This is a genomic window from Kocuria atrinae (assembly GCF_039531425.1).
Classification (GTDB): domain Bacteria; phylum Actinomycetota; class Actinomycetes; order Actinomycetales; family Micrococcaceae; genus Kocuria; species Kocuria atrinae.
In genome coordinates this window covers 37,394-54,325 of the sequence record NZ_BAAAQA010000002.1, presented here as the reverse complement: position 1 = coordinate 54,325, position 16,932 = coordinate 37,394, and the positions used below count along the sequence as shown (strand labels likewise).

Here is a 16,932-nt window from a genome sequence, read left to right as displayed (position 1 = left end):
TTATATCCCCATGTTGCGGTAGCGCATGGCCCGCTGGGCCTCGCGATTGTCCTGCTTCTCGCGCAGGGTCTGGCGCTTGTCGTACTCGCGCTTACCCCGGGCCACGGCGATCTCCACCTTCACGCGCTTGTTGTCCACAAAGTACAGGGACAGCGGAATGATGGTGTAGCCGGCCTCGCGGGTCTTGCCCGCGATCTTGTCCAGTTCGGAGCGGTGCAGCAGCAGTTTGCGGCGGCGCCGGGCCGAGTGGTTGGTCCACGAACCCTGTAGGTACTCCGGGATGTGCGCGTGCTCCAGCCACAGCTCACCACTGCGGTCGAACTGGCAGAACGCATCCACCAGGGACGCGCGCCCCATGCGCAGCGACTTCACCTCGGTGCCCATGAGCGCCAGACCGGCCTCATAGGTGTCGTAGATGTTGTAGTCGTGCCGGGCTTTCTTGTTGTTGGCCACGATCTGGCGGCCGTCATCGTTCTTCTTCTTGGCCATGGGCCGTTACTTCCTTCAGCGGGTCTCACCCAGTACGACGCCGCTCCCCCGCCCTGGTGCCCTGGGGCACCTGCTGGGCGCGGCGGCGTCGTCGTTGGACGAGAGCTCGTTAGTCTTCGTCGTGCTGGCGCGCGTCGGCACGCCAGCGAATGCCTTCGTCGATGAACTTGTCGATGCCACCGTCGAACACGTTGGAGGGATTGCCCTCTTCGTAGTTGGTGCGCAGGTCCTTGACCATCTGGTACGGGTTGAGCACGTAGGAGCGCATCTGATCGCCCCAGGATGCCTTGACGTCCCCGGCCATTTCCTTCTTCTTGGCGTCCGCTTCTTCCTGACGCTGCAATAGCAGTCGGGACTGCAGCACACGCAGGGCGGCGGCGCGGTTCTGGATCTGCGATTTTTCGTTCTGCATGGACACCACAATGCCCGTGGGGATGTGGGTCATGCGCACCGCCGAATCCGTGGTGTTCACCGACTGCCCACCGGGGCCCGAGGAACGGAACACGTCCACCTTGAGCTCAGCTTCCGGAATCTCGATGGTGTCATCGGATTCGATCAGCGGAATCACTTCCACCGCAGCGAACGATGTCTGGCGGCGGCCCTGGTTGTCGAACGGCGAGATGCGCACCAGTCGGTGGGTGCCGGCCTCGACCGAGAGCGTGCCGAACGCGTACGGGGCCTTGACCTCGAACGTGGCGGACTTCAGGCCCGCCTCTTCCGCGTAGGAGGTGTCCAGCACCTTGGTCGGGTAGCCGTGGCGCTCGGCCCAGCGCAGGTACATGCGCATGAGGATTTCCGCGAAGTCAGCGGCATCCACGCCACCGGCGCCGGAGCGAATGGTGACCACAGCCTCGCGCTCGTCGTACTCGCCAGCCAGCAAGGTCTGGACCTCGAGCTGACCCAGCGCCTTGCGGATGGATTCAAGCTCTTCCACCGTGCCGTCGCGGGTGTCCTGGTCGTCTTCCTCTTCGGCCAACTGCACCATGACCTCAAGGTCATCGATGCGCTCGTTGAGCTTCTTGAGGCGGTCCATCTTGGACTGCTTGTGGGACAGCTGCGAGGTGACTTTCTGCGCACGGTCCTGATCGTCCCAGAGGTCCGGGGCCGTGGCCTGCTGCGAGAGCTCGGCGATTTCCCGCTCGAGCGCGGCAACGTCTGTGACGGCCTCCACGGACGCATAGGTGGAGCGCAGATCGCGAATTTCAGCTGCAAAATCAATAGAGGCCATGGGACACCACTTTACGGCATACGTGCGGGTCCTTCAGTGCCGTTATTCTGGTGGATAGCCACAATCAATCAGGAGGGTGACTATGGATCGTCCCACGGTTCTTGCACTTGTTCTTGCCGGAGGTAAAGGATCGCGGTTGGGGGCGCTCACGGATCACGTGGTGAAGCCCGCTCTCCCCGTGGGTGGCACCTACCGGTTGATCGACATCTCACTGTCCAACCTGGCCCACTCTCACATCCCTGACGTGTGGATGGTGCAGCAGTACCTCCCCCACAGCCTGAACAAGTACCTGGCCAACGGCCGCCCCTGGGACTTGGACCGCTCCCACGGTGGATTACAGATCCTTCCGCCGTTCGAGGGCCGCAACGGTGAGGGTTTTGCCTCCGGCAATTCGGATTCCATTTACCGCCAGACCGAGCTGATTCGTGAGGCCGACCCGGACCTGGTGCTCGTGCTTTCCGCCGATCATCTCTACACGGTAGATTTCCGCGACGTGATCGACACTCACCTGACCAAGCGAGCGGATCTGACCATGGTCACCACCCACGTGGACGAGGACACCTCTCGCTACAGCGTGGTGACCACTGAAGAGTCCGGAACAGTGACCTCCTTCGCGTACAAACCCGAGGAGCCGGCCAGCCAGATCGTGGCCGGTGAGATGTTCCTCTTCAATACGGACAAGCTGCTCTCCGCCCTGGACACCCTGCAGGACGAGCTCGGTCAGCTCGCCGACTACGGCGAGGACCTGATCCCCTACTTCATGGAGCACCACAAGGTGTTCGAGCACCGCCACCTGGGCTACTGGATGGACCTGGGCACGGTGCAGTCCTACTGGACCGCCCAGATGCAGCTGATCGATGGCAACGGCGCCACTCTCGACGACCTCGGGTGGCCCATCTGGACCGGTCAGGTTCCGCTCCTGCCCGGTTTCGTCAACGACGACGCCGCTGTCACCAACTCCTTCATTGCTCCCGGCGCGCGCGTGGCCGGCACGGTGGAGCACTCGGTAATCGGCCAGAATTGCGTGGTCGAAGCCGGTGCCGTAGTGCGCAACAGCGTGCTACTGGACGACGTGCACGTGGGATCCACGGTGGAACTGATCAACGTGGTGGCCGACTCAGGCGCGGAAATTACCGGTGGTACTCAGCGCGGATCGTCCCAGGCAATCACGCTGATCGACCGCGAGGGCAAGGTCAGCCAGCGGGATGAGTTCGATCACGAAGCGGCGCTGCCGCGGGGGTGGGAGAAGTACTGAGTTGTTTCATGGGTTGTCGGAGTCGTTGAGCTGCAGACCCTAATAGGTATTGATCTTGAGGCACCGTAGATCGCTTCGGTGAGCCGGACTTCTCGTTCACGCGTTTATCCGCCCAGTAAACGGACGATCTGTGCCAGCACAGCCGTTCTGGTCGCGTCAGGAACGTTGGACAGCGATTCCACGAAAAGGAGTGCCTCGTTACTGACAGTTTCTGCTGTCACCTTGGCATCACCCGTGACGAAGGAACCTTTACGCCCCCGCGAAACGATGAGGCCCAGTTTCTCCAGGTCCCCGTAGGCGCGTGCCACCGTGTTGGGTGCGATTTCTAGTTGGGAGGCCAGACTCCTGATCGACATGACCTTGTCCCCCGCGGTCAACTCACCGTTGCGGATTTCATCAAGTACCCCGTTGATGAGTTGTACGTAAATGGGCAGTGAACTTGCCTGAGAGATTTCGATCATGACTGCGGTACGGACTCGGTGCGGATCGACCTCAAGTACGCCAACCGGCTCGATTCCGACAGACGGACTGCATACACGGCCACGATGACGAACCCGAGTGTGAATGTCACCGCCACGAACAACCCAGCGCCGAATAACTCCGATAATTCACTGGCCGATCCAACCAACATACTGCTCGTCACGACGAGCGCCGCGCCGGATACGGCCAGCGACAACGCCAGCATGGCATTGACCGAATTGGCTTTGTAGAACTCCCCCACCTCGGCGGTGTCTCGATCCGCTACTGGGACAAAGTAGTTGAGCACCGACCGCGCTGCGATGTAGGAGACGGCCGGAATAACGAGGCAAAGCACTCCCGAAATCGCAGCTGTAATGAGCATGGCCTTGTTGGAAATCACCACAGCCAGAGCCTGAAGCGTGAAGTCATTGGTGAAGAACTGGAACTCGGCCGGAAGCTGTCCTCCGCGCACTCCTGTGTACTGCCCCAAGGGGATCACCATGGGCGCGAGCAGCACAAGGCTGAGGATGAAGCTCCAGATGACGGGTTTCTCGTATCTCAGACCATCCGTCTCCGAAGGGTCCCTCGCATGACCGAGCGCGTTCTCCGCCTTGCGACAGATCCGCCAGGTGCAGAAGTAGAGCACCGCCAACGCGACGACTGCTGTGACAACGACAAGCATCTCGAAACCTTCCCTCACTCTGTATCAGCTGTACTGATACAGATGATGTAGGAAGAGTCTTTCCGTGACGTCGTTGCAAGTCAAGGGCGGGCGGGTAGCAGAGCAAGACTGTTGGTTCTCCAACTTGTGTCGAGAAACTATGTACATTCCAGCTATTTGACTCGAGTTTGGGAGAGAATCCGATTACTACCTCAGCGCTGTGAATATGACTATCCCGATGAAACGGGGGTCTTCGAATGCGGTCCCTTGTCGGGCCGTCTCTATTCACATCGTCTCCTGACACACCTCTGCAAAGGGCTAGATCACATGTCGCAAAATCCCCCACTTAGACAACATTGGAAAATAATCGCCCGGGCTGGCGCCGCGCTCCTATGCGTGTCATTGGCTACCGGGTGCGGCTCACCCAGCACCAACACCCCTGAGCAAACGACAAATGATCAGCCGACTTCTTCAAGCTCTCAGCCCTCAGCCGCGGCTACGCCGGACTCCGATTCCACACTGCATCAAGTCGGAGACACCGTCACGATGGGCGATCTCGAACATACGGTGCACGGAGTTCGGTACTCTTCGGGCGACGAAATAATGTCTCCCGAGTCAGGGACACAATGGCTCGTATTGGACGTTGAGGTCACCAACAATTCGTCTGATTCACAGGCTATCTCTTCGGTCATGATGTGGACTCTGAACGATCCAGAGAACCGCAGTGTCGACATCGCAATGACGGGTGATGAGCGCGGGAGCCTGGACGGAGAACTCGGTCCGGGTCGCTCGATGCGAGGGGAACTCGCTTACACGGTGAGCTCGGATCACAAGCAGTGGGAGCTCATTTTCTCGCCGGGAGTATTGGGCTTCGGACAGGCAATCTACGAAATCCCCGCTCCCGCCGCGGCCCCAAAGTCCCCAGCCTCAGCCCAGCAACCCCCGAGCGCACCGTCCGCACCGGGTGAAAGTGGTGGCGACAAGTTCACCTACGCCGAGGCCTATGCTGCGTGGGAAGGCGGTATGCCTTACTACGAGGCCTTCTGCGAGAACTACATACCGACGACGGATGGCGGGGTGTCTCAATGCGAGGGTATTCAGGCAGGCACTGTTGACGCAGTAACGGGTGAGTATATCGGCGACTGAATTACTGTCCATTTTTCGGGGCGGAGTCGATCTCAGTCGGCTCCGCCCCTCCACCCATTATTTGATTACCTCATAAGTTCGACATCGGCCCGCTGACCCCGGTTGAGCTGAATCCAGTCCACGGATGCGTAGTCCGCATGGGTGAACTTGAGCTTGATCTGTTGGGTCCCGCGGTCGAGCTTGAACTTGCCCAGGTCGGTCACCTGGAACGCTCGATTGTGAGTGGTGTTGGGTAGAGCAATCGGTTTTCCGAAACCCTTGCCCGTATCCACCGACACGGTACCGCCGGGTTCCGTATCCGAGGAATGGCGGATGCTCAGTCGGTAATTCCCTGGCTGAGTGGCCGTGACGGGAAGGGTGAACCACTCGCCGTCGCGGATGTACTGAATGATGTGAGCACCGTCCAAATCGCAAGCGTCCACGGGACTGGAGCTACTGCGGATCGCACGGGTACCACACTCATTGCGCGGATTCGCATCGTGGTACAGCGCGGGATCGTCGATGTAATCCTCGGCCTGCACTCGGATGGATGAAGGTTTGGTACCGAGCTTCGTGACGTCACGCCCCTCACGCCAAGCATTCACGGTGCGGACGTTGTCGGTCTGCAGCATGTCGGCACCACGGTCGACCATGGCCTGCCAGCCCTTGGTTGAGCCGCGGAGGGCGGCCTCATCCGTGTTCCCGTCCGCAAGAGAGCTCCACATCGTGTTGATCCAGATGTCCGAGACGGCGTCGACCTTGTCCCAGTACTCCTGCTGAGCCTGGAGATCGTTCGGGTTATCGAAAACCAGCTCGAAGGCCACCGGCATGTGGGAGGTGAACTGCTCGAAATCCCCTGCCTGAGCGTCGTTGACCACGTGCATGTAGTGGGCCTCGGGGTGTGCGGCCATGAATTCGTTGGCCTCTTCCACATTGGGTGCCCCCTTGAACACGCCGTAGTCGACCATGTCCCGCGCGGCAAGTTCCTCGTACATCTGTTCGCGAACGTCCCAACCCTTGTCCAGGTTGAGAAGCACGTTTTTGCCCTCGACAGCTTCCAGCACCTCCTCAAACGTCGGAACCTGGTGGTCTGTCAGGGGCGCCGGACCGTTGCCCAGTCCTTCCTGAAGACGAAGTTCTTTGATCTCGGCGAGGGACAGCTCGGAGACTTTGCCAGACCCGTTGGTCGTCCGGTCCACGGTTTCATCGTGCATGAGTACCAAGTGACCGTCTGCGGTACGTCGGACATCAATTTCAACGATTTCGGCGCCGTCGTTGATGGCGGTTGTAACGGCCTTGATGGAGTTCTCCGGTGCGATGCGCCACTGACCACGGTGTGAGGCGATCCAGGGGTAGGCCTTGTCGGACTGGGGAAGTTGGAGGTGTTGTTCCTCCTGGCCGATGTTCGCAGGGCTCGGAGGGTTGTCGGGGGCTGCGTTGGCTGGTGTGAAGACTGAAGAGAAGCAAAAGGCGGCTGCGGCGGAGGCAGCAACGGCGCTGCTCAGAAAGTTATTTCGCATAGGGCACAACCTAAACTGGGGCGGTGAGGAGAGTTGAACCATCAGGTGACCCTGGGGAATCTTCTTCATGAAGAAGGGTGTGCCGGATTCCTGCTCAGATGCCTGTAGGCAAGCGCCACACAACGTCAACCGCCGTCAATAAAATCCATGATTAGACGCGCACTCTCAGCCGCGCCGTTCAGCTGATCCATGTGCTCCTTCATCCTCTGTGCGGCAGTTCGAAGGTCACTGTCCTGGACCATCTCAGTCACGAGTAGGGGCAGCTCGTTTCTCTTCACCGACCGCTGATTGAAGCTGACAGCGTTTCCGAATTTCACACACATCTCAACGTTCCACCGTTGCTCAGCCTGTAGGCCCATGCCAGCAAAGGGCGCTCCCGAAGCACAGGCAGTCTGCACGGTTCCTTCTCCCCCGTGGATGACCGAACCATCGATGATTCCCGCCAATTTCTGCGCGGGTAGGAAATCCCAAACTCGAACATTCGCTGGTAGCTCGGGTAATTGGCCTTCACCGAAATACTTGCCCACCGCAGCGATGACGTCTACGTTCAAAGCACTCAGTTGCTCAAGTACGGACTTCACCAGATATGGTCTCGCGGAGGACCCCATTCCCACGTAGACGATAGGCCGACTTCGCTTCCTCGCGAGGTCGAGGATGTCGGTCGGGAGCTCCTCGTCGCTCCGGGAATACACAGGGCCTACGGGGGCTTCGCGTGGTCCCATCGGGGCACTGAATAGTACAGGCTGGAGCGAACACACCAGATTCAGGTCAGCCGAAATCGCGTCGATGGTACGACGCGGCAGCTCCACACCGTTCTCTCGGGCTATCTGCCGGAACGCTCTGGGTTTCCAGGTCATGTAATCAGCCATCATCCGGGTGACAGAGCCAGCGACCTGGTTCACCAGCCGCTGTGCGCGGTTGGTCTCCGCGCACAGCGGATAACTCCGCAGAGTGCCCAGATGCCCCAGGCTCATGGCGTACGGCTTCGCATAGATGAGCGGTATGCCTGCTGCGCGGGCGGAAATGAACGTGCTGAACGTGGAACCGATAACCACCCCATCCGGTTCCCACTGGTCGTAAACGGCCCGCTCGCTGGCCACTCGTTGCCTGAGCATGGCCGTAGTAAAAGGGTGCCGGATGGAACGCCCTTGGTCGGCTGCGATCAACATGTCGGCCTGCGCCTCGGACAGTTCCGGGTTGAGCAGGTCGAACGAGAATCCCGCATTAGTCACCCGCGAGGAAAATCGCCTGGAGTAGCCCACGAAGTGGACGTCGTGTCCGAGCCTCCGCACTGCTCGGGCGATTTCAATGGCGCGCGTAGTTTCACCAAGGTTGAACGTTTCAGGGACAAATAGAATGCGCGCCATAGGCCTTCCTTCCCTCCACTCCTTACTAGCGGCCCATCACCGCTCGAGCGTCACCGGTGGCAGTGATCGGCACGCCCACGGGAATTATGTAATTGACCACCGGCGGATGGACCACGGCGTTCAAGGTGACCTGCGCAGTGAGCCCGTCGGGGGTTCCGGTCGGTGCACCCAGCGATAGCTGCTGCACCTCGTCGAATGCTCCCACGGTTCCAAGGTAGCTCGACGCCGCGCCCGCCACCCCGTCGTGCGTCAGGATTGGCGACGGCGCCGCGACCTCCGTCCGATCCAGGTCGGTGAAGGTATCCGCAGCAGCACTGGATGCGCGATCGGCCAGCGACTGAAGTTTCCGCTCCCCGATATACACGCTCGTGATGGCCATGATCGTAATGACTAGCAACAGCGTCACCAGGGTGAAACCCAGCAGGACGATGGTGGTCTGTCCGGAATCCCGTTCACGAGAATCCCCGAGAAACCGCCGCCACAGCCCCGCCACAGTGCTCGTGACGGATGATGGGCGTTCAAGTCCATGCAGCATCTTCATGAATACCTCCCGGACACAACCGTCACGTCCGAATTGAGCGTGGCCACGTTGGCCGTCACAAAGCCCGGAACGGCGGGCAGCCCCACGGTGAGTCGTGCATGAACCGTCGCGACAGCACCGGGTGAGGTGCACGAGCCATCAGAACAGCTCACCTCGAGGGCAAGGTCCTGCGCATCGAACCCGTGATCCAGCGCGGCGACCGCGGCGATCTCATGAATAGCAGCCTGATTGAAGTTATCCGCTTCCATCACCGAGATTGCCTGACCCGCCTGCTCCGACGCCGCGACAACGGCGAAAGAACCCGCCTGCACGCGGGACACCGTGACCACCAAATAGATCACCGGGATGAGTAGCAGCAAACCCAATGCGACAAATTCCACGATGGCACTGCCCCGATCCGGATGATCCGGCTCCCCGGCCGTCTTCCGGGCCTTCTGCCCCAGTGGTACACCGCTAGTCCATGGCCACTGCATGACCACTCACATTCAATGCTTCCGGGGGCCCGAACATTGCCACCACGGGTAGAGGCGCGACAACCGTGACTTCGACGGCTGGCAACGACCCCACTTGGGTTCGGGAGATGCTGATGTCTTGGGCGTAGCTCTCCCCCACCGAATTGGCAATGATGCCGCGGGCGCGAGCCACGCCGTCGCCGTCGGTGCGGTCCGCCAAACTGGCGTACCGCGCGCCGGCTGCCGCGGCGTCAATTAGGGTGTTGCGAACGTGCAAAGCAAAACCCAATTGCAGGATGCCGGCGAAAATAATCACGGCGAGCGCCAGGACCATCACGTATTCGGCGATGGCGTTACCTGCGTCCCGAGAGTCCTCAGAGACCGGAGACTCGGTTGATCGCATCCTGGAACAGGCCTTCGAGTGCGGGGCGGGCGATGAGCAGCAATCCGGCCACGAGGACCGCGGACATCAGTGTCAGCATGACCCAGCCGGGCACGTCGCCGCGATCGCGGTCCTCGTCGCTCAACCTCGAGCGCACGGCGTTGCTCAAAGTCAACATGGCCAGCAACGGTGCGGTGAGGAATAGATAGTTCTTCATGTCTAGCTCCTTTGATATTTGCTAACTCTTCTTCATGGGTGTCGCGGTCAAAAGCCCATTTCCAACACGGCCAGTCCAGGGAACACAGCGAAGACAACGCTGAGCGGAAGGACGAAAAATACGACGGGAATCAGCATCGCGATTTCTTTCTTGCCGGCGATCTCCATGAGTACGCGTTTGTCGTGGTCGCGAACGTCCTGGGCCTGAGCGCGCAGGACTTCAGCCAACGGTGTTCCGCGTTCGATGGCCACGATGATGCCGTCCACGAACCGCCCCAGCGGGATCACATCGGTGCGGGAAGAGAAATCCTGTAGCGCCGTGACCAGTCCGGAACCAGCGCGGGTCTGCGCCAGTACTTGCCGGAATTCATCCACGAGCTCACCTTCCGCGACGCGGCACACCCGCTCCAGTGCGCCGACGGCGCTCTCCCCCGCTCCCACTGACAAGGCCATGAGCTCGGCCACCGCGGGGAACTCAGCGAGCATGAGCTTTTCCCGTTTGGCGATGCGTTGTTTGAGAAGGAAATCCCTGACCCATACACCGCAGAAGGCACCCAGGACGGCACCGACCATGACGATCGCGACACTGACGTTTCCCCGCAGAATGAGCCCGATACTGAGCACACTGCCGAACAGGACACCGAGCACTGCAAAGACCACCTGCTCCGCTCGATAGTCGACTACCGATTTCTCCTGTCCGGCTCGAATGAGTCGACGCTCAAGGACTAAAGCGCTTCCGGCGAAGGGAGCAATCTTGTCGGTAGCCCATGTCAATGCTTGCCGGAGGGCGGGTCCGATGCGGTCGTTACCCGCTGATCGGCTGGCTCTCACGACTCCGCGTCTGTTCATGGCCGAACTGACGTGAACCATACGCAGCTGGGGCGCGATTCGATCGGCAAAGCTGGGCGCGCCCACAGCCCGAGCAGCACTGAGCATGAGCCACAGTCCGCCGGCGAGCACAAGAGCGATGAGGACTCCCGTGGTCCATGTGTTCATCGCAGGACCCTCCGCTCGGTAGGCAGGGCCCCGAGTCGCAGCATCAGTCGGTAGGCAGCAACGGAAATCGCCAGTCCGCCCAACATCACCAACGCGCCGGTGGGAGTGTTATAGGCCTCGATGGCGGCCGGCTGCGTAGACATCAACGCCAGCACGAGCCAGGGGGCTGCGACTGAGAGTCGGGCGGCGTTCACGGTCCAGGATTGCCTGGCTTCGAGCTCGCTTCGGGTCCGTTCGTTCTCTCGAAGGAACGATGACAAGGTTCCCAGCAGCTTGCCCAGATCGGTGCCGCCCACCTCGCGAGTCACACGAAGGGCCTCCACGATGTTGTCCGCCACCGGATCCGCCAGGCGGTTCTTCAGCAGCGTCAGCGAACCGTGGAGCTGACCGCTGGCCCGGTAATCCGCCGCGAACTGCCCGAAGGCGGGGCGGAGAACCTCGGGACCGCGGTACTGCAACTGCATGAGTGCTTCAGGCAATCCCATGCCCGCACGGATGGCTGATCGCAAGTGGTCCACTACATCGGGCCATACCTCGCGCAGCACCGCGGAACGACGGTCCCCGCGCCGTTTGACGAACCAGAGCGGAATGTAGCCAGCAACCAGCATCGCGCAGAGTCCGAACGCCGGGGCCGATGTCAGTGCGGTGACCGCCAGCCCCGTCACTACAGCGACCGCGATACTCACGGCCACCAATGTCGCCGGGGCCATGTTGGGAAGACCTGCGCGCAGCAGCTGAATCTTCAATCGGCCAGTGCGCGCATGCCGAGTCTTTTTGGTGGCCGGCTGGTTCCAGAACGACCACCACATGAGAAAGGCCCCGGCGCCCATCAGGACCCCCAACAGCGCACTCATGAGGTTTTCGCTCGAGTCTTCTTCGATTGCGTCCGCCCTTGGGAGGACCTATTGGCAGCGGGAGCTCCCTCGAGAAGGGTGGATGGCTGATATCCGGATCTCAAGAATTTGTCCGGCGACGGGACTTCCGCAGCAACCGGAACCAGTTCACCGTCGATGTGGCGGAACAGCGGATACGTCTCGATGATGCCGTTTTCCACTCGATTGCCCACGGCCAGAATCTCGGCCACGAACCGATGTCCATTGTTGTTGCGGTGGCAATGCACGACCATGTCGAAGCACGAGGCCACGGTGGGAACCACGAACGCGGTACTGATGTTCGAGCCGGCCAACAGGGGCAACGTACAGATCTTGGTGACTGCATCCCTAGCAGAGTTGGCATGCAAGGAGCACATCCCCGGGAGCCCAGCGTTCAGCGCAATGAGCATGTCCAAGCTCTCGGCCTCACGAACCTCACCGACGATCAAGCGATCCGGACGCATGCGCAGCGCTTCCTTCACGAGGCGCCGCAGCGGAATCTCTCCCGCGCCTTCCAAATTCGCTTGCCTGCACTGCATGCCGACGACGTCGCGCAACGCCACCTTGAGCTCGAAGATCTCTTCCACCGTGACCACCCGCTCCCGCGGACCTATGGACGAGCACAGGCAGTTGAGCATCGTGGTTTTTCCGGCCTGAGTCGCGCCGGAGACCAGAATATTGAGTCCGCTGGCGACCGAGGCTTCCAAGAACTTGGCCGCGGAAGTACTGAGTGAACCCAGGGCAACCAGGTCCTGAAGGCGGCGAGCACGGGCGACGAATTTTCGGATGTTGACGGCCCAGTGCTTGCGGGTCACATCCGGAATCACCACGTGGAGACGGGAACCGTCCGGAAGCGCTGCGTCTACGAACGGTGAACTGAGGTCCAGCCTGCGCCCGGAGGATTTGAGCATCCGTTCAACGAGAGTGCGTACGTGTGCTTCGCTCAGCACCAAGCTGGTGAGCTCCGACTCACCAGCCCGGGCGACGTAAATCTCTGCCGGACCGTTGATCCAGATTTCTTCGATGTCGGGGTCATCGAGATACGGCTGAAGTGGCCCGTAACCAGCCACAAGGTCCAGCACATTTTTGCGCACGGCGGCAAGGTCATCAACGCGTGGAAGTCCCGCGCGGGCCGAACGTAGGTCGTAGTCCTCGACGGCGGCATCGACAATGCGGCGCGTGGATTCAACCTCGTGCAGCGGGTCCAGCCCGCTCCTGCGAATCTGCTCCCTGACGTCCGCCTCGATCAACCCAATAGCGTCTTCAGCTACCACTGTGACCATGATTCCCCCTGGGGTTCCCCGAACCCAACTGAGTGGCTAGTTCGTAATCGAACCTAGGGGAAAACTCCGCGAGCCGTTATTCCAGGGCTTGGAACCTGTGGAAAACCCGCCCATTCAGGACAAAATCAGCCTCTTTGGGCTGTCATCTACTGACCAAAAATGAAAACGCATACACCTGTGTAAGAGTTCGGACGCTGCCTGTGACCACTACGCGAAGACGCTCAGGCCCCGGCGATGGGTCAGCCCACCACCCAGGGCGATACGTCCCGGACCGGCGAACGCGATGGCCAGCGCAGCCGCACCGAGGACCATGACGAACTCGAAGCCACCGTCGGAGACGAAGAAGCCCGCGGGTGCATGCACGAAGTAGATGGAGCCGGCCATCACCACCGCCAGCAACAGGCCGGCAATGCGGGAGAACAGTCCCACAATCAGCGCGATACCTCCGATCAGCTCGGTGAAAGCGGCAAAGGGCGCGGCAATCTCCGGCAGGGGAACACCCATCTCGGCGAAGTTGGAGGTGGTGCCGCTAATGGTCCACTCGTTGAACTTCTGCCAGCCGTGCATCACAAAGGTGATGCCCACGACTACGCGGAGAATCAGCAGCCCAAAATTGACGGAGGTACGGGTTTTTCGCGAAGAGTTCATGACGAACAAAGCTACCGGTCAGATGTTAACGACGTGGGTCGATAGCCTCTGATTTCCCTGGACACGGCCGTACAAGCCAGCCGGGAACCCCGGCTCAGACGGCCGTGGAACCGGTGCGAGCGGCCTCGGCGGGTGGCGGTCCCAAAGGCGAGGTGTGTTTAAAGGCGCGCACCGAACGGCGGTCGGAGTGATCACGGGTGGGTTGCCAGGGTTTCTCGGCCTCGGAAATGGCGATGTGACGGGCCAAGCGCGTGGTATTGGTTTCCTGGATGCGGCGATTATGCGCGCTCGTGAACTGGGTGATCATGAACAACACGATCAACCCGTAGAGCACTAGGTCAGTACCGCGGCCGATACCCAGAAAGCGCGCCATATGGGTCACCATGTCCGGCACGAAAATGGATAGTGCGGCGAACACGAAGAACGCAAGACCGACCAGGCGGCGAATGGCCTGGTGTTTGGCGTTGACTCCCCCGCGCACCAGCGTGAGCGCGCCGTAGCCCACGGCAAGCACCAGAAGTAACTGAACAATAATCGTCACTGTGGATAGCCCCCGGTTACTTCACGAACAGTTCGGTCAGGATGTTCACGCCGTTGAGCAGGGACTGACCCTTGCCCTTGGAGTAGTCCGTGTAAATAATCTCCACGGGATGCTCCACCCAGTGCGGTTTGATTTCCGCGAACTGGTTCACGATCTCAGACGCGTGGGCCATGCGGTTCTGCTTGAGGTCGATCTGTTGCAGTGTCTTGCGGTTGATGGCGCGCAGCCCGTTGTGGGCGTCGGAGAGGTCCATGCCGCTGGTGAACTTGGACACGAATGCCGCTGTGCGCAGCACCAGCCGCTTGAGCTTGGAGACCTGCGTGCGGTCATCCAGGAAGCGGGAACCGAGCACCACGTCAGCCTCGCCGGAGCGAATGCGCTGGACCATGTCGTAGGCATCCACCACGCGATGTTGACCGTCTGAGTCGAAGGTCACCACACAGTCCATGTCCGGGTCCTGCAGCGCGTACTCGAAACCGGTCTGCAGTGCAGCACCCTGCCCCAGATTGATGGGATGGCTGACCACGACGGCACCGGCCTCACGGCAAATCCGGGCGGAGTCATCGGATGAACCGTCGTCAATGCAGACCACGTGGGGAAAAGTCTTCCGGAGGTTCTCCAGGACTTCTCCCACCACTTGGCCTTCGTTGTACACAGGCATCACGATCCACGCACGACTCACGCGAAGTATTCTCCCACAAGCAACCGACCGAACCCTGTAGACCGTTGTGTGCCGGTAAGCACTATGACGAGCGACTAAACTTCCACAAGAACCTTCCCCCGCCACCGCGCGTCTATTTTCTGGAGCTCTGATGTCTTGAGCTGGCTCGAAGCCATTCCCCTGTACTTCCTGGTGATGCTCGTCCTGGTACTCCCGGGCTTGCTACTCACATTCGCCCTGAATCTGCGGGGGTTACTGAGAGCAGCCATGGCCGTTCCGCTGACGGTGGCCGGATTTGCGGCGTCCGCCGTGATCTTCGGTCTGGTGGGAATTCCGTGGAACCCGCTCACTGTGGCCATTGCTTTCGTGGTCGTGGGCGCGGGGCTTTGGGCGGTTCTGATCCCCGTCCGCCGGCGGCACCCTCGCCCTCGATTGGGCCAGATCAGGTGGGGAGCGCTCCGTGAGCAGATGACCTCCCAGAGCATCGCTTTGTGGTGCGCGTTCATCGTGGGGGCGGGTCTGATCGCCCACCGGCTCAAGCTCATCCTGGAAACCCCGGATGCCATCTCGCAGACCTACGACGCGAACTTCCACTACAACGCCGTCCAGTACATCCACGACACCGGCAACGCGTCATCGCTGACCTTGGGCGGGCTGGGCGTCACCCCTGAAGCCACCTTCTATCCCGCGGCCTGGCACAACGCCGCGGCCATGGTGGCCACGGTGACAGAGATTTCCCCCTGGATCATCGCCAACGCCATGACTTTCGTGTTCTGCGCGCTGGTGTGGACCCTGGGATGCCTTTACCTAGCCACTCGGTTATTCGGCTACCGTCCCGTGATCACCGTGTCCACGGGCCTGGTCGCGGCATGCTTCCCTGCGTTCCCGTTCCTGCTCAGCTTCTACGGCAACCTGTTCCCCAACACCATGTCCATCGCGTTCCTGCCCGTACTGCTGGGCATGTTGTGCGAGGCCTTGGGGCTCGCCCACGAATCACGTAACGAAGCACGCACGCCCCTGTGGCTCGGGACCCTGCTGGTCATCGGTGCCACCGGTCTGGCTCACCCCTCCAGCGTTTTGCTGGCACTGTTGATCGTGTTGATCATGCTGCTGACCGTCTGGTGGCGTGCCGTGGCCGGTCACCGCCCTTGGTGGCTGATCGGGCTGGGCGCCGTTGGGTTGGTTCTAGGTGCTTTCGTGCTGCAGCAGATCTGGTTCTCCGCACGAGCCAGCCAGGATGCCTCCACGTGGCAAACCCACATCACCTCCTCCGGAGCCCTGGGGGAAGCATTGGGGCCGGTCTTCCCCGGTTCCTCTCACCTGCCGTGGGGAATTGTCATCGTCACTCTCCTGGGTGCCTCCGTGGTGCTGCGCACCCGTGCGCGCTGGATCGTGGGTGCCTGGGCAATGCTGGTGTGGATGTATGTCCTGGTCGCCTCGTCCCTGGACACCACATTCCGATACGACTGGACCGGTGTCTGGTACAACGACTCCAACCGTCTTCTCGCATTGATTCCCCTCGCGGCCGTGCCCCTGGCTGCGGCTGGCTGTGCGGCCATCGTCACGTGGGTCGCCCGTAAGCTACTGACCCTGATCGACCGTATAACCCCGGCTCGGACCGCCGCTGCCACCGCGGGTGAGGGGCCTTCCGCAACCCCCGCGCAGCGCGTGCGCCATTCCCGCGTGGCCGGCGCTGCCGGTGGCCTCATTGCGGTGATTGTCGGCTTCTTGGCCCTGCAAGGTGAAGCCATGACCGAAGTGGTCAACTACGGACGCAGTGAATACGGCATGAACCGTTCCATGCCGCTGCTTTCCAAGGATGAGGCCTCCCTCATCGAACGTCTTCCCGAACATGTGGCGGAGGACGAGGTGGTCTTCGGCAACCCGCTGACCGGCACCTCCCTGGCCTACGCGATCACCGACACCGAGGTGCTGATTCCGCACAACGGATTGATTGCGGACGGGGAGGCATCCACGATCGTTCATCATCTGGAGGATCTCCCCACCAATCCGGAAGTGTGCCCCGCGCTGGAGAAACACAATGTGCGGTTCGTCCTGGGTTTCGGCACCCGGCAGGTCAATCCCTACGCGTACTTCAACGCGGCCGGTAGCGATGAGCTCGGACCCGAGAACGGGTTCATCCTGATCGACCAAGAAGGCCCGGACGCCAAGCTCTACGAGATCGTGGGCTGCGGCCAATAACGGTCCCGGTCATGACGACGGCGCTGCGAGACCA

The 16,932-nt window shown here is 60.9% G+C and carries 19 protein-coding genes; 3 read left to right on the top strand and 16 right to left on the bottom strand.

The window, feature by feature from the left end:
* Together smpB and prfB are read right to left on the bottom strand one after the other, a co-directional pair.
* Window positions 1-489, bottom strand: a complete 489-nt coding sequence (gene smpB / locus ABD283_RS00850) for an SsrA-binding protein SmpB (RefSeq protein WP_344223176.1) — start codon at window positions 487-489, stop codon at window positions 1-3.
* Window positions 490-598: 109 nt separating this feature from the next.
* Window positions 599-1,717: a peptide chain release factor 2 gene (gene prfB, locus ABD283_RS00845; RefSeq protein WP_016997539.1), complete on the bottom strand. Its 1,119-nt coding sequence runs from the start codon at window positions 1,715-1,717 to the stop codon at window positions 599-601.
* Window positions 1,718-1,799: 82 nt separating this feature from the next.
* Here prfB and ABD283_RS00840 point away from each other — a divergent pair, with 82 nt between their 5' ends.
* Entirely contained in the window at window positions 1,800-2,972 is a 1,173-nt protein-coding gene (locus ABD283_RS00840; RefSeq protein WP_344223175.1) for a glucose-1-phosphate adenylyltransferase family protein, read from the top strand.
* A 104-nt stretch (window positions 2,973-3,076) separates the two neighbouring features.
* Here ABD283_RS00840 and ABD283_RS00835 read toward each other — a convergent pair whose 3' ends face one another.
* Entirely contained in the window at window positions 3,077-3,433 is a 357-nt protein-coding gene (locus ABD283_RS00835; protein ID WP_344223174.1) for a GntR family transcriptional regulator, read from the bottom strand.
* Window positions 3,430-4,113: a hypothetical protein gene (locus ABD283_RS00830; protein WP_344223173.1), complete on the bottom strand. Its 684-nt coding sequence runs from the start codon at window positions 4,111-4,113 to the stop codon at window positions 3,430-3,432. The genes ABD283_RS00835 and ABD283_RS00830 overlap by 4 nt, the downstream gene beginning before the upstream one ends.
* 306 nt (window positions 4,114-4,419) lie before the next feature.
* On the opposite strand from ABD283_RS00830, the gene ABD283_RS00825 reads away from it, so the two are divergent.
* Complete coding sequence (locus tag ABD283_RS00825) at window positions 4,420-5,238, top strand: DUF4352 domain-containing protein (protein WP_344223172.1); 819 nt, start codon at window positions 4,420-4,422, stop codon at window positions 5,236-5,238.
* Between the two features lie 65 nt (window positions 5,239-5,303).
* Here ABD283_RS00825 and ABD283_RS00820 read toward each other — a convergent pair whose 3' ends face one another.
* From ABD283_RS00820 to ABD283_RS00765, 12 genes are all read right to left on the bottom strand, one after another.
* Entirely contained in the window at window positions 5,304-6,737 is a 1,434-nt protein-coding gene (locus tag ABD283_RS00820) for a glycerophosphodiester phosphodiesterase family protein (protein WP_344223171.1), read from the bottom strand.
* A gap of 125 nt (window positions 6,738-6,862) precedes the next feature.
* Window positions 6,863-8,104, bottom strand: coding sequence for a glycosyltransferase (locus tag ABD283_RS00815; RefSeq protein WP_016997531.1), 1,242 nt, complete (start codon window positions 8,102-8,104; stop codon window positions 6,863-6,865).
* 25 nt (window positions 8,105-8,129) lie between these two features.
* Window positions 8,130-8,645, bottom strand: coding sequence for a pilus assembly protein TadG-related protein (locus ABD283_RS00810; protein WP_344223170.1), 516 nt, complete (start codon window positions 8,643-8,645; stop codon window positions 8,130-8,132).
* Complete coding sequence (locus ABD283_RS00805) at window positions 8,642-9,025, bottom strand: hypothetical protein (protein ID WP_344223169.1); 384 nt, start codon at window positions 9,023-9,025, stop codon at window positions 8,642-8,644. The genes ABD283_RS00810 and ABD283_RS00805 overlap by 4 nt, the downstream gene beginning before the upstream one ends.
* A 73-nt stretch (window positions 9,026-9,098) precedes the next feature.
* The gene (locus tag ABD283_RS00800; RefSeq protein WP_223286444.1) at window positions 9,099-9,500 is read right to left on the bottom strand and encodes a TadE/TadG family type IV pilus assembly protein; all 402 of its coding nucleotides are present in this window, start codon (window positions 9,498-9,500) and stop codon (window positions 9,099-9,101) included.
* Window positions 9,472-9,657, bottom strand: coding sequence for a hypothetical protein (locus ABD283_RS00795; protein WP_223286447.1), 186 nt, complete (start codon window positions 9,655-9,657; stop codon window positions 9,472-9,474). The genes ABD283_RS00800 and ABD283_RS00795 overlap by 29 nt, the downstream gene beginning before the upstream one ends.
* Window positions 9,658-9,743: 86 nt before the next feature.
* Window positions 9,744-10,691 (bottom strand): type II secretion system F family protein, encoded by a 948-nt coding sequence (locus ABD283_RS00790; RefSeq protein WP_016997526.1) that lies wholly within the window; start codon window positions 10,689-10,691, stop codon window positions 9,744-9,746.
* Complete coding sequence (locus ABD283_RS00785; protein WP_016997525.1) at window positions 10,688-11,545, bottom strand: type II secretion system F family protein; 858 nt, start codon at window positions 11,543-11,545, stop codon at window positions 10,688-10,690. The genes ABD283_RS00790 and ABD283_RS00785 overlap by 4 nt, the downstream gene beginning before the upstream one ends.
* The gene (locus ABD283_RS00780) at window positions 11,542-12,846 is read right to left on the bottom strand and encodes a TadA family conjugal transfer-associated ATPase (RefSeq protein ID WP_344223168.1); all 1,305 of its coding nucleotides are present in this window, start codon (window positions 12,844-12,846) and stop codon (window positions 11,542-11,544) included. The genes ABD283_RS00785 and ABD283_RS00780 overlap by 4 nt, the downstream gene beginning before the upstream one ends.
* A gap of 207 nt (window positions 12,847-13,053) precedes the next feature.
* On the bottom strand, window positions 13,054-13,494 hold the full coding sequence (locus ABD283_RS00775; protein ID WP_344223167.1) for a DoxX family protein: 441 nt from the start codon (window positions 13,492-13,494) through the stop codon (window positions 13,054-13,056).
* Between the two features lie 94 nt (window positions 13,495-13,588).
* Window positions 13,589-14,035 carry a DUF2304 domain-containing protein gene (locus ABD283_RS00770; RefSeq protein WP_223286443.1) on the bottom strand — a complete coding sequence of 149 codons (447 nt, stop codon included), beginning with the start codon at window positions 14,033-14,035 and terminating at the stop codon, window positions 13,589-13,591.
* 16 nt (window positions 14,036-14,051) lie between these two features.
* Window positions 14,052-14,717 carry a glycosyltransferase family 2 protein gene (locus ABD283_RS00765; protein WP_223286442.1) on the bottom strand — a complete coding sequence of 222 codons (666 nt, stop codon included), beginning with the start codon at window positions 14,715-14,717 and terminating at the stop codon, window positions 14,052-14,054.
* A 135-nt stretch (window positions 14,718-14,852) separates the two neighbouring features.
* On the opposite strand from ABD283_RS00765, the gene ABD283_RS00760 reads away from it, so the two are divergent.
* Window positions 14,853-16,898 (top strand): DUF6541 family protein, encoded by a 2,046-nt coding sequence (locus ABD283_RS00760; protein WP_344223166.1) that lies wholly within the window; start codon window positions 14,853-14,855, stop codon window positions 16,896-16,898.
* Window positions 16,899-16,932: the final 34 nt, after the last annotated feature.

Coding starts and splice junctions, on each gene's coding strand:
- smpB (WP_344223176.1), bottom strand. CDS start 489: ATGGCCAAGAAGAAGAACGATGACGGCCGCCAGATCGTGGCCAACAAC.
- prfB (WP_016997539.1), bottom strand. CDS start 1,717: ATGGCCTCTATTGATTTTGCAGCTGAAATTCGCGATCTGCGCTCCACC.
- ABD283_RS00840 (WP_344223175.1), top strand. CDS start 1,800: ATGGATCGTCCCACGGTTCTTGCACTTGTTCTTGCCGGAGGTAAAGGA.
- ABD283_RS00835 (WP_344223174.1), bottom strand. CDS start 3,433: ATGATCGAAATCTCTCAGGCAAGTTCACTGCCCATTTACGTACAACTC.
- ABD283_RS00830 (WP_344223173.1), bottom strand. CDS start 4,113: ATGCTTGTCGTTGTCACAGCAGTCGTCGCGTTGGCGGTGCTCTACTTC.
- ABD283_RS00825 (WP_344223172.1), top strand. CDS start 4,420: ATGTCGCAAAATCCCCCACTTAGACAACATTGGAAAATAATCGCCCGG.
- ABD283_RS00820 (WP_344223171.1), bottom strand. CDS start 6,737: ATGCGAAATAACTTTCTGAGCAGCGCCGTTGCTGCCTCCGCCGCAGCC.
- ABD283_RS00815 (WP_016997531.1), bottom strand. CDS start 8,104: ATGGCGCGCATTCTATTTGTCCCTGAAACGTTCAACCTTGGTGAAACT.
- ABD283_RS00810 (WP_344223170.1), bottom strand. CDS start 8,645: ATGAAGATGCTGCATGGACTTGAACGCCCATCATCCGTCACGAGCACT.
- ABD283_RS00800 (WP_223286444.1), bottom strand. CDS start 9,500: ATGCGATCAACCGAGTCTCCGGTCTCTGAGGACTCTCGGGACGCAGGT.
- ABD283_RS00795 (WP_223286447.1), bottom strand. CDS start 9,657: ATGTTGACTTTGAGCAACGCCGTGCGCTCGAGGTTGAGCGACGAGGAC.
- ABD283_RS00790 (WP_016997526.1), bottom strand. CDS start 10,691: ATGAACACATGGACCACGGGAGTCCTCATCGCTCTTGTGCTCGCCGGC.
- ABD283_RS00785 (WP_016997525.1), bottom strand. CDS start 11,545: ATGAGTGCGCTGTTGGGGGTCCTGATGGGCGCCGGGGCCTTTCTCATG.
- ABD283_RS00780 (WP_344223168.1), bottom strand. CDS start 12,846: ATGGTCACAGTGGTAGCTGAAGACGCTATTGGGTTGATCGAGGCGGAC.
- ABD283_RS00775 (WP_344223167.1), bottom strand. CDS start 13,494: ATGAACTCTTCGCGAAAAACCCGTACCTCCGTCAATTTTGGGCTGCTG.